The sequence below is a fragment of the Bacillus cihuensis genome, from assembly GCF_000504145.1.
Taxonomy (GTDB): Bacteria; Bacillota; Bacilli; order Bacillales; family DSM-1321; genus Peribacillus; species Peribacillus huizhouensis.
This window is the reverse complement of the sequence record NZ_KI632495.1, coordinates 1,315,807-1,328,442: the sequence shown is the minus strand read 5'-3', so window position 1 is coordinate 1,328,442 and position 12,636 is coordinate 1,315,807. Positions and strand designations below refer to the sequence as shown.

The 12,636-nt window shown below is 35.9% G+C and carries 7 protein-coding genes; all 7 read left to right on the top strand.

Annotation, left to right across the window (positions count from 1 at the left end; translation table 11 throughout):
• Positions 1–3: 3 nt before the first annotated feature.
• The 7 genes from V179_RS0112260 to V179_RS0112230 all read left to right on the top strand — a co-directional run bounded on the left by V179_RS0112260 (position 4) and on the right by V179_RS0112230 (position 12,624).
• A complete protein-coding gene (locus V179_RS0112260) occupies positions 4–1,332 on the top strand; it encodes a glycoside hydrolase family 125 protein (protein ID WP_028391711.1) in 1,329 nt (442 codons plus the stop codon).
• Between the two features lie 72 nt (positions 1,333–1,404).
• Positions 1,405–4,065 (top strand): endo-beta-N-acetylglucosaminidase, encoded by a 2,661-nt coding sequence (locus V179_RS0112255; RefSeq protein WP_028391710.1) that lies wholly within the window; start codon positions 1,405–1,407, stop codon positions 4,063–4,065.
• 187 nt (positions 4,066–4,252) lie between these two features.
• On the top strand, positions 4,253–4,897 hold the full coding sequence (locus tag V179_RS0112250) for a YesL family protein (protein ID WP_051404941.1): 645 nt from the start codon (positions 4,253–4,255) through the stop codon (positions 4,895–4,897).
• A 20-nt stretch (positions 4,898–4,917) separates the two neighbouring features.
• The gene (locus tag V179_RS0112245) at positions 4,918–8,040 is read left to right on the top strand and encodes an alpha-mannosidase (RefSeq protein ID WP_028391708.1); all 3,123 of its coding nucleotides are present in this window, start codon (positions 4,918–4,920) and stop codon (positions 8,038–8,040) included.
• A 128-nt stretch (positions 8,041–8,168) separates the two neighbouring features.
• On the top strand, positions 8,169–9,968 hold the full coding sequence (locus V179_RS0112240) for a sensor histidine kinase (RefSeq protein WP_028391707.1): 1,800 nt from the start codon (positions 8,169–8,171) through the stop codon (positions 9,966–9,968).
• Positions 9,969–9,975: 7 nt separating this feature from the next.
• Positions 9,976–11,484, top strand: a complete 1,509-nt coding sequence (locus V179_RS0112235) for a response regulator transcription factor (RefSeq protein ID WP_028391706.1) — start codon at positions 9,976–9,978, stop codon at positions 11,482–11,484.
• Between the two features lie 255 nt (positions 11,485–11,739).
• Positions 11,740–12,624 carry an ABC transporter permease gene (locus V179_RS0112230; protein ID WP_051405022.1) on the top strand — a complete coding sequence of 295 codons (885 nt, stop codon included), beginning with the start codon at positions 11,740–11,742 and terminating at the stop codon, positions 12,622–12,624.
• Positions 12,625–12,636 lie beyond the last annotated feature (12 nt).

Genomic DNA, 12,636 nt, shown 5'->3' with positions numbered 1-12,636 from the left:
GGAATGATTACTGAGACAACAATCCCACAATCACTAACACAATTAATTGATAAGGTTAAGGAGCATTTTCCTGAAGATAAAAAGCTTCAGGAAATGTTTGAACAATGCTTTGTGAATACGTATGAAACAACATTAAAGCCACAAGAAGATGGAACAACATTTGTTATTACAGGTGATATTCCTGCGATGTGGTTAAGAGATTCTGCTGCCCAAGTACGTCCATATCTACTTGCTGCTGAAGAGGATGAAGAAATGGCGAAACTAATTGAAGGTGTTGTCCGCCGTCAAATGAACTATATCGTTCATGACCCATATGCAAATGCTTTCAATGAAATAGCTAATGGAAAAGGCCATCAAGAGGATAAAACGGATATGTCCCCAATGACATGGGAACGTAAATATGAAATTGACTCACTTTGCTATCCGATTCAACTTGCTTATCTTTTATGGAAGTCAACTGGAAGAACGTCCTACTTTGATGACACATTTATTAAAGCATTAAATCAGATTTTGCGTGTTTGGAAAGTAGAACAAAATCATGAGGATGAATCATCATATAGCTTTGAAAGAATGGATGTAAGACAATCAGATACTCTGAACAGAGATGGAAAAGGATCTAAAACTGCGAGAACAGGAATGACTTGGAGTGGATTTAGACCAAGTGATGATGCTTGTCTATATGGTTATTTAGTACCTGCAAATATGTTTGCGGTAGTAGTACTAGGTTATGCGTCAGAGATTTGTAAAGAAGTTTTAAAAGACGAAGGTCTTGCAAAGCAATGTGAGCAACTAGCTTCTGAGATAAAAGAAGGAATAGAAAAATTTGCCGTGTTAGATCATCCGATTTATGGAGATCTATATGTCTATGAAACAGATGGAATGGGTAGATGTAATCTTATGGATGATGCGAACGTTCCTAGTTTACTAGCAGCTCCATATCTTGGCTGGTGCCAATTTGATGATAAAACCTATCAAAATACTCGTAGCTTTTTATTAAGTAGGGATAATCCATACTTTTATGAAGGAAAAGTGGCCAATGGAATTGGAAGTCCCCATACACCGGATCATTATATTTGGCATATTGCATTAGCAATTGAGGGGATGACATCTACAGATGCTTCTGATAAAAAGAGAATTTTGGAGATGATGAAGCAGTCAGATGGTGGAACTGGATTTATGCATGAGGGCTTTAATGCAGATCAACCAGAAGAATTTACGAGAGAGTGGTTCTCATGGGCAAATTCGATGTTTAGTGAATTTGTATTAAGTTTATGTGGTTTTGCAGTTAAAGGTAGTCCTCTCTATAAGAAGCTACAAGAAAACAGCATTTAAGTTAAGAAACATTACCGCATCTTGGTTGTTACAGAGGTTGGAGAAAATTATCTTAATAACAGGAGTGGAAATTTGTTGAAAATTAGATATGGTCTTATCACTGCGTTCTTAAGTTTGCTTATAGTTTGTGTACTTCCGATTACAGGTTTTGCAAAACAGCCGGAATCATCTTATTGGTATCCTGAAACATTATTAAAATGGAGTCCAGAAAATGATCCTGACGCTGTATATAACAAAAGTACTGTTCCATTAGCTGATAGAGAAGTTGTTTCCAGTGTAAATGAAACGTCACAGTCAGAAGCTAAATTGGTTGCATTATCGGCATTAAATCCCAACACGAGTGGGGTTCCATCTCAAGGTGGAAATAAATTTTTTGCCAATACTTTTAGCTACTGGCAGTATGTTGATTTAATGGTGTATTGGGCGGGTTCTGCTGGAGAAGGAATTATTACTCCTCCAAGTGCTGATGTAATTGATGCTTCTCATAAAAATGGCGTTCCAATCTTAGGGAATATTTTCTTTCCTCCAACCCATTACGGGGGACAAGCGCAATGGGTAGACCAAATGCTTGTACAGCGTGAGGATGGATCATTTCCTGCTGCTGACAAACTGTTAGAGGTTGCTGAATATTACGGATTTGACGGCTGGTTTATCAACCAAGAAACAGCAGGTGGAAATAAGGAAACTGCTCAAAAAACGAAAGAGTTTTTAAAATATCTTCAAGACAATAAGCAAGCAGATATGCACATTATGTGGTATGACTCCATGGTAGAAGACGGAGCAATTAGTTGGCAAAATCACTTAACAGATCGTAATAAAATGTTTTTACAAGATGGTAATGACAAAATTTCCGACAGTATGTTTTTAAATTTCTGGTGGACGAATCAACAAACTTCTCATGATAAGGCACTAGAAATTGGTAGAAGTCCATATGAACTATATACTGGCATTGATGTCGAGGCAAATGGAACGAACACAAACATTCCATGGAAAGGCATTTTCCCAGAAGGACAAAAACCATTGACTTCATTAGGGATTTACCGTCCAGACTGGGCTTTTAAAACAACGGAAACAATGGAAGCATTCTATCAAAAAGAACAGGAATTCTGGACTGGAAAAGCTGGGGATCCTCGCAAGACTGGTGAAAATGGAGACTGGAAAGGGATGGCTCACTATTTTGATGCAAAAACGGCCATTCAAGAGCTTCCGTTTGTGACCCATTTTAATACAGGTAGTGGGAAATTCTTTGCAGTAGATGGTGCTATACAAAGTAAAGAAGAATGGAATAATCGTAGTTTACAAGATATTTTACCTACATGGCGCTGGTTAAAGGATAGCAAAGGAGAGCCTCTAGATGTTGACTTCGATTGGGATACATCATTTTACGGTGGAAGTTCTTTGAAGGTTTCTGGAAACTTAACGAAAGAAAATGCGACACATGTGAAGCTTTATAAAACGAATCTACTAGTTGAAAAGGATACAGAGATCTCTGTAACTTACAAAACTGATGTGAAAAATCCTAATATGAAGCTTGGTGTAAGCTTTGTAGATCAGCCTGATGATTTTGTGTTTTTTGATGTTAAGAAAAAGAGCGGAAATCAATGGATGAAAGAAACAGTGAAATTAAACAAGTATAAGGGAAAACAAATTGCAACGATTTCTCTATTCTTCGAGAGTGATAAAGCAATTGAAGATTATCAAATCAACATTGGAGAAATTAAAGTTACAAATAAACATCAGGGTAAAGAAATCCCAGCTGCACCAAAGAAAGCTCAGGTGAAAAATCCAACTTTCACTGAGGGACTATATACGGATTTAGAATTATCATGGGAGTCTGTGGAAGATGATATTCAGCATTATGAAATTTATCGCACTCTCCCTGATAAAGAAAAGGAATTCATCGGAGCAGTTCCAAACGATGCTTACTATATTTCGAACTTACGAAGAAGTGGTAAGGAAACATCAACTACCCTAGAAATTGTAGCTGTAACTACAGATTTTGTTCGAGGTGAAGCTGTGAAGGTCAAGTTTAAATGGCCTGCATACCCACAACCAAAGGCAGACTTTAACGTAAATCAAACAGTTGTAGCACCAGGTGAAAAAATCCAATTCTTTAACAATTCATCGGAAGCGACAGAGGAAGTTCACTGGCAGATTGAAGGTGGTACACCGACAGTAAGTACTGAGAATAATCCAGTTGTAACTTATGAAAAAGAAGGAGTGTACTCCGTTACCCTAATCGCTAAAAATAGCGAGGGAGACGATGTTCTTACAAAAGAAGGATTTATTACAGTTTCAAAAGATGCAAAAAACATTACGAACGTTGCATTGAATAAAACCGCAACTGCTAGTGGACAATGCTCACCATCTGAAGGAGCAAAGTACGCGATTGATGGAATCGTTACGAATAATAGTAAATGGTGTGCCATTGGTGCAAATCATTGGTTAAAAGTTGATCTCGGTACCGCGTATAATCTATCGAAGTTTGTTGTCAAACATGCTGAAGCAGGCGGAGAGCCAGCCGCCTTTAATACGAGGGCATTCACAATTGAGGTAAGTCTTGATGGGGAAAATTGGACGAAAGCCGTGAATGTCACAAATAATACAGCTGCTATCTCAGAACATTCCATAACAACGACAAAAGCTCAATATATTCGCTTTTCTGTCCAACAACCAACACAAGGTGGGGACCAAGCGACTAGAATATTTGAAGTCGAAGCATATGGATATTAAGTAATATGATAATCGGAAAGGGGATTGTTTCCCCTTTTGTTGAAAATGGGCGGGGCTTCGCAAAATCAGCTCCGCACCGCCACCTTCATTAGGTGATACAGTTTTTAGAATCTGAACCTTTTTCATCGTTGGGTTGAGATCAGATGCTCAAGGATGTTTCTTACCATAATAGTAGGGGATGAAAAACATGGGGAGAATGTTACAAGAAGTAAGTGAATGGATTGTTAGGTTAGTATGGACGAATATTCTTTGGTTTGTATTTATCGTGGCTGGACTAGGTGTTTTTGGCATTATGCCTGCGACTGTTGCGTTATTTGCTGTGACACGAAAGTGGAAGATGAAGGAACTAGATGTTTCCATATTAAAGATATTTAAAGAAACCTTTAAAAAAGAGTTTGTCCGTTCAAATTGTATTGGGTTGATTTATGCGGCGATTGGCTTTTTTTTATATGTCGATTTAAGAATTGCTGAAAACATGGAAGGAACGTTTTCCGTTATTCTTTATGTTTTTATTAGTTTTATCATTCTTTTATATTTGAATACTATTGTTCACTTTTTCCCTGTCTATGTACATTATCATTACTCAATAAGGGAGTACATCAAACAATCCTTTATTATTTCACTTATTAGTCCTTTTTCCACAATATTGATTGGTATTGGTTTGTTTTTTATTGGCTATTTAATTACGAATATCCTGGGACTTCTACCATTTATTTCAGGTGTACTGCCTGCATATTGGATTATGAATGTTTGTATAAATAGATTTAATACTCTAGAACGGCAGCAATCACAAGTAAATAAACAAATGAAGTTCAAGGAAAGCGTAAATTAATATACGAATGGGGGATTTATATGTTTTTAGTAGAAAGAAAGCTAGAAGCAAGAATACAAGAATTGGCGCAGTTCCGTTATCGAGATGGCATGGAGATTGGTCAGTTTCGTACAATTGAGGATGAAGGTAAAGTAGGTACATATCCACCTATTGAAAAGGGTGAATCAACTTTACAACTAAGAGACCAATGGACGGGGAGAGACCGGTATCTTTGGTTAAGTGCAGATGTTCAACTTCCGGCAGAATGGACTGGTAGAAAAGTAGTAGGTTTATTTGACTTTGGACGTACTGGTGGAGGAAACAATTCTGGCTTCGAATCATTATTATTCTTAAATGGAAATCCATACCAAGGTGTGGATTCTAACCATCAGGAAGTATTTTTCCCACCAACCGAAATAGGAAGCAATGTTCAATTAGATTTCAGACTTTGGTCTGGACTTGAAGGCGGTGGAGAGCCGAAAGAGCAAACTTATACACTTGAGGTGGCCAAAGTAGCTTGGTTAGACGAGGCTTGCGATGATTTATATTATACATCCTTAGCAGCGTGGCAAACCATTAAAGAACTTGGTGATGACCAACCAGAAAAGCATGCAATTGTAAAAGCATTGAATCAAGCTTTTATGAAAATCAATTGGAGTAAACCAGGTGATGACGTATTTTATCGTAGTTGTGAGATTGCTAGTGAGGAATTGAATAAGAGTCTTAACGAAATCGAAAAACATCATCCTGTGACCATTCATTGTGTTGGACATACACATATTGATGTTGCCTGGCTATGGCGCTTAAAACATACACGTGAAAAGGCTGCTCGATCTTTTTCTACTGTTTTAAGATTAATGGAACAATATCCTGAATATTTATTCCTACAAACACAGCCACAGTTATATGAATATATTAAAGAAGACTATCCAGAAATCTATGAATCAATTAAAAAACGTGTAAAGGAAGGCCGTTGGGAAACTGAAGGTGGAATGTGGTTAGAAGCAGATTGTAATATTCCTAGTGGGGAATCACTAGTAAGACAAATTTTGTATGGAAAAGAATTTTTCAAGAGGGAATTTGATGTAGATTGCCAATATTTATGGCTACCAGATGTATTTGGGTATAGCTGGGCACTGCCACAAATCTTGAAAAAATCAGGAATCGATACATTTATGACTACAAAAATTAGCTGGAATCAGTACAATCGTATGCCAAATGATACGTTCCAATGGCGTGGAATTGATGGGACAGAAATCCTAACTCATTTTGTAACCACTCCAGAACCTTGGAATTCGGATGATTCATGGTTTTACACATATAATGGGCTGATTACTGCAAAAACTGTAAACGGCGCATGGAATTCATACCGAAATAAAGATGTTAACCAAGATTTACTTCTTTCTTACGGCTATGGTGATGGTGGTGGTGGAGTCAATCGAGAGATGATTGAGCTTCGTCGCAGATTCGAAAATATGCCAGGACTACCAAAAGTACAAACGACAAAAGCTGGAGATTTCTTCCGAAAATTACACGAAAATATTGAGAACACAAATGAGTATGTCCACACTTGGGATGGAGAATTGTACCTTGAATATCACCGGGGAACTTATACAAGTCAAGCATTCGTAAAAAGAATGAATCGAAAACTCGAGTTGAGTTACAGGGAATCAGAGTGGTTGTCTGTGTGGAACTCTCTATTATCTTCATGGGAGAAGTATCCGAAGCAACAGCTTGATGAAGGGTGGAAGATTATTTTACGAAATCAATTCCATGATATTATTCCTGGTTCATCCATTAAGGAAGTATATGAAGATGCAGCAGTGGAGTATAAACAAGCAGAGGATATCCAACTTGAAATGGATCAAAATAATTTCAATGAGTTTATTGAATCTAAGTATGGAACGTATACAGTCTTCAATGCAACTAGTTGGCAAGATGCCCAAAATGTATTCATCCCATACGATCAAACGAATGATGTAGCTGGTGGATGGACTTCAGGTTCAGGCGAAAAACTAAATAGCCAACGAACTGAAGATGGTTGGTTCGTCGATTTAGACAAGACCAAACAATTTGGTGCAGTAGAAATCCAATTCACACAAGATTCTATGCTAGAAAATAATACACCTTTTCTTATTAAGGAGAAGTTGCTAGAAACACCTTTTTATCTAGTCGAATGGAATGACTCCCTTCAGCTGACTCGTATTTTTGATAAGAAAGCTAAGCGTGAAGTACTAGCACAACAGGAAAAGGGAAATATCCTCCAAATTTTTGAAGATAAGCCTTTGGCACACGATGCGTGGGATATTGATTTGTATTACCAAGAAAAAATGGAGGAAATCCGTGAAGTAGTATCAAGTGAAGTTGTTGAAAACGGTCCACTTCGGGTTGTCATTCGGACGAAATGGAAGTACCAAAATTCATTAATTGAACAAGATATGATTTTCCATGCTCAAAATAGACGGATTGACTTTAAAACAAAAGTGGATTGGCATGAACAACGCAAGTTAATGAAAGTAGCATTCCCAGTTGATATTCGTTCAAGCGAAGCAACGTATGATATACAATTTGGTAATGTTAAGAGACCGACACATTGGAATACAAGCTGGGATATGGCACGATTTGAAACAGTTGGACACCAGTGGGCAGACCTTTCTGAAACAGGGTACGGAGTGAGTTTGTTAAATGATTGCAAATATGGGTATGACATTAAAGACCAAACGATTCGCTTATCCTTACTAAAAGCAGCAATCTACCCTGATCCAACTGCAGATCAAGGAGAGCACGAGTTTACGTATTCATTGCTACCTCATCAGGGAGATTGGCGAGTTGGACAAACAGTAAAGCAAGCTTGGTTTTTAAATAATCCATTGAAAGTAGTAAACGGTGGATTTTTACCAGAAGAAAGCTCGTTTATGAATCTTACTAACGATCATGTTAAGGTCGATGCGATTAAGAAAAAAGAAGATGAGGATGCAGTCATTATTCGCTTACATGAGTATGAAGGGCAACGTGGAAATGTTTTGATTGAATTCCCGAGAAACGTAAAAAAATGGTATGAAACAAATTTGATGGAACAATTTGATAGCGAGGAACAAACTCAAAGTATTGATTTTGAAATAAGACCATATGAAATTAAAACAATATTAGTCTATTTTTCTTGATGAAATAAGATCATACATGATAAATAATTTATCCAGCTGTCGGAAAAGTGGAATTAATTCACTTTTCCGACAGAAAATATAGTAGAATAGTAGTTGGGCAAGTAAGTCTGCATGGGAGGATCTAAGGAATGTTCTTGAGTAATATGAAGAAGCGGCTAACGAATAAGGTGTTTAGCAAAATATTAATCACTTATTCCACAACAATCCTTCTTACAATGTTTCTATTACTACTTGTATTATCACGCTATTATACAGAAGTTATTATTCAGAAAGAAATGGACGCAAGTACACGAACACTAGAACGGGTTGAATCGTATCTCCAGCGAAAAGATGAGTATACACAAAATGTTATGCAAGACTTATATTTAAAAACAGATCTGATTTTTAATGATATTGCATTTGCGTTGCAACATGATTATGATACATATCTATCGTATCGACTAGATAAGTACAGTGAGAACTCTTCATTTGTTCCGAATAATCTTAATACATTTTTCCAAGCGTATTTTAGCCAAGACCCTGATATCAATGCAGTGAGTTTAAAAAGTGCAAGCCCTGGTACAGAGTATGAATATATTTATAACCATCATAGGTGGAATAAATATATGACTAAGAAAGTAGATTTGGAAGGCAAAAGTCTTCATCCTGAAGACTTACAACTCCAGAATGTTGAGTGGGAGCAAGAACGAAGTATCTTCAACAATATTCAAATTTCTCGTTCAATTAATGATCCAGCGACCCTTAAGAAATTAGGAGATCTTACAGTTTTTTATGATACATCAGGAATTCAAGATTTGATTCGATTACGGAAATCCCAATTTAAAGGAAAAGTCTATATATTTCAACGTGATGGGGATTATCTATACTCGTCAGACAATAGTAATATTCCAGAACCATTGAAAGATCTATCATTTAGAACGAGCTTTAAGAAAATAAAGTGGGATGGAAAAATTTATTATATTAATACATTAGCTGATGACCAGATGGGGTATATGTATGTAGGATTCATCCCTGAAAATGATATTAAGAAAGTAACAATTGTACATAGGTATATGTTATTATCTACATTTATACTTTCCGGAATAGCAATTGCTGTAACCTATTTTGCCATGAGATCTTATTCTAGAAGAATTCATAAAATAGAAACGGCCATTCACGAAGTTCGAAATGGAAACTTGCAAATTAGAATCCCAGATAGTAGAGAAAAGGACGAGTTAACAACCATATCAGAAAGTTTCAATGATATGTTAGATGATTTAAACATGTATATTAAGGACGTATATGTTTTAAATATTCGCCAAAGAGAGGCTGAAATGGAAGCGCTTCAGTCGAAAATACAACCACATTTTCTATATAATACATTAGAAGCTATTCGCATGAAAGCTATAGCTGACGGATCTAAACCAGCTAGTAATATGATTTATAGTTTAGGGCAATTATTTCGTTATTCTTTAAGTAGTAGGGAAATCGTTCAAATCTCTGATGAAATCCAACATGTTAAGGAGTATATAGGTCTAAATCAGATTAGATATCCTAATCGTATAAACGTAACGTACGAGATTCAAGAAACTTGTTTAGATGATAAAATGCTCAAATTTACCCTTCAGCCGCTTATTGAAAATTATTTGATTCATGGCTTTCGAAAAGAAACCATTCATAATGAATTACGAATAAAAGTTCAAAGAATTCATCGGGACATTGAAATTATTATAGAAGACAATGGGAAAGGTATTTCACAAGATAAATTATTGGCTATACATACTAAATTATTAGCAGGAACTACCACCTCTGAGGGCTCAATAGGGTTAAGTAATGTTCATCAAAGAATACGATTAAAATATGGACAAGAGTATGGAATTCAGATTAGTAGTATTGAGGGAGAAGGAACGATTGTAGAAGTTAGAATTCCAGCAGCTAGGAGTGAATAATTACAACATGTATAATGTTTTTTTAGTAGATGATGAACCATTTATTATTGAAGGCATGAAAGCCTTGGTACCATGGGAAGATTATGGACTTAAAGTTGTTGGTGATGCTTCTAACGGCAGTGAAGCTCTACAAAAGTTAGAAACATGTCATGTTGATCTATTATTAACAGATATCATGATGCCATTAATGGATGGATTAGAATTAATTAGTAAATTGAAAGAACGTCAACCACATACAAAATTTATCGTTTTATCTGGATACGAAGAATTTGAATATGTGAAAAAGGGAATGAAGCTAGGAATCGAAAATTACCTTTTGAAGCCAGTCAATGAGCAAGAACTCATTTCAACATTGGAAAATAGTGTAGAGAAACTTGAGAAGTCAACAAATAATGAAGAAGCATTTACGATATTAAGAGATAATACGATTTGGCGATGTCTTAATCAAGACATCGATGCAAAAGAATGGCGGGAACGAGTAGACTTATATAATTTGGAGTTTGATGGTCAAAAATTAGCTGTTGTTTTAATGCAAATATCAGATGAGATTGAGCATGAAAACATTTCCTTTTTTAGAAAAAGGGTAGAGGAACTATTTCAGTCTGTCTGTATTATTAATCCAGATGGCGAACTTATCCTTTTAGTTTCGTCTACATGTGAAAAGGAATTTAAGAAAAAACTAGATGAATTGAACGAGCTATTTGCTGGTTATGTTTCTTGTAAGTATCATATAAGTGTTGGATCATTTGTTTGCTCCACAAATGATTTGTATAAGAGCTATCAACGTGCAAAAGAGTTATCTAGCTTTCGATTAGTACTCAAAGAAAGTGGGCTCATAACAGATGAATCAATCATGCAGTATACCCACGCAAACTTTTCTACTTCGTATGAATTGGATGATCTGAAGAGATATATTGTTGGTTCAGAACAAGAAAAGGCGTTTTTGTGGATCAAAGGTGTCTTTGCTGTGATTAATAAATCTACTAAAAAGGTTGCTCCTACTATTATTAGAGGATTCGCTATCGATATAGTTACGTCCATACAAAAAGATGTATCTTCACATGCAAATGATCAAACAGTAGGTATTGTAAAGCGTATCTTAGAGACCTATTCAATGGAACTTTTAGTTGACATTCTTATTGATTTTATTGAAGGGATTTTTAGAACATTAGAGCAAAAAACACAGCATGGAAGTCCTATTATTCAAAGCGTGGTGCAATATATTCAAGAACATTTTCATGAAGAACTTTCTTTGAAAACTTTAAGCTATAAATTCCATATAAACTCCATTTATTTAGGCCAACTTTTCCAGAAAGAAACTGGCTTAGTATTTTCTGAGTATATGAACCATTTAAGACTGGAAAAAGCTAAGCAATTGTTAAGAGGCACACATTTAAAAGCTGGAATAATTGGAAAACAAGTGGGTTATTCGGATTCTGCTTATTTTTATAAACAGTTTAAGAAGGTGGTGGGGATTACTCCATCTGCTTGGAGAACAATGAATATCCAGTCATGATATCCCGTTATTCGGGATTTTTTCTGTTGTAGAGGGCCATATCTCGGCCCAAAAGAATCAACAAATATTAAAAGTGGTGGATGAACTTCGGAATGTTTAATAAGTACAGTAAATCTTAATATTGTTAACTATATACATTTTTGACTTTTCTTTAATATAGAGATGTAAAGGTTTTCATTATAAGAGAGGAGGGGCTTCGTGAATCGTATCAAGAGTTTTTTTCAAGATGTTTATAAAAATCGTGTGTGGCTTCTCATGGTTTTACCAGGAACGATTTGGCTATTGTTATTTGCATATCTTCCGATGTTTGGAACGGTCATTGCTTTTAAAAATTTTCATTATGATCCGAATGGATTTTTTGCAAGTATCCAAAATAGTGAGTGGGTTGGTTTACAAAACTTCGAGTTTTTATTTAATACAAATGACGCCTGGATCATTACAAGAAATACGATACTATACAATTTAGTATTTATCGTATTAGGGCTTATTTTAGCAGTATTTGTAGCAATTGTTTTAAGTGAACTCGCAAATAAGAGGCTGTCTAAAATATACCAAACAGGAATGCTGTTTCCACACTTCTTATCGTGGATTGTTGTTAGTTATTTCGTTTTCACGTTTCTAAGCGTGGATAGAGGCCTGTTTAATAATATACTAAGCTGGTTTGGAGTAGAAGACCCTATTTCGTGGTATAACGAAGCAAAATATTGGCCATTCATTATCGTTCTAACAAGCATGTGGAAGGGTATTGGATATGGCAGCATTGTATATTTAGCTGCCATAGTCGGGATTGATAAAAACTATTATGAAGCTGCTATGATTGATGGTGCAAATAAGTGGCAGCAAATCCGTAATATAACAATCCCGATGATAACACCGCTTATTGTTATTTTGACCATTTTAAACGTTGGTAAAATTTTCAGTGCAGACTTTGGTCTGTTTTACCAGGTTCCTCGTGATTCCGGTACGTTATATTCAGTAACAAATGTAATTGATACGTATGTATACCGTGGGTTAACGACAATGGGGGACATTAGTATGAGTACTGCTGCTGGTCTTTACCAATCACTTGTAGGTTTTGCATTAGTCATGCTGACAAACTATCTAGCTCAGAAGGTCGATAAAGAATATGCTCTATTTTAAAAAATCGAGAGA

Bases quoted from the DNA above. Each gene is read 5' to 3' on its own strand.
- V179_RS0112230 (WP_051405022.1), top strand. From the start codon at position 11,740: ATGGTTTTACCAGGAACGATTTGGCTATTGTTATTTGCATATCTTCCG.
- V179_RS0112260 (WP_028391711.1), top strand. From the start codon at position 4: ATGATTACTGAGACAACAATCCCACAATCACTAACACAATTAATTGAT.
- V179_RS0112250 (WP_051404941.1), top strand. From the start codon at position 4,253: ATGGGGAGAATGTTACAAGAAGTAAGTGAATGGATTGTTAGGTTAGTA.
- V179_RS0112235 (WP_028391706.1), top strand. From the start codon at position 9,976: ATGTATAATGTTTTTTTAGTAGATGATGAACCATTTATTATTGAAGGC.
- V179_RS0112240 (WP_028391707.1), top strand. From the start codon at position 8,169: ATGTTCTTGAGTAATATGAAGAAGCGGCTAACGAATAAGGTGTTTAGC.
- V179_RS0112245 (WP_028391708.1), top strand. From the start codon at position 4,918: ATGTTTTTAGTAGAAAGAAAGCTAGAAGCAAGAATACAAGAATTGGCG.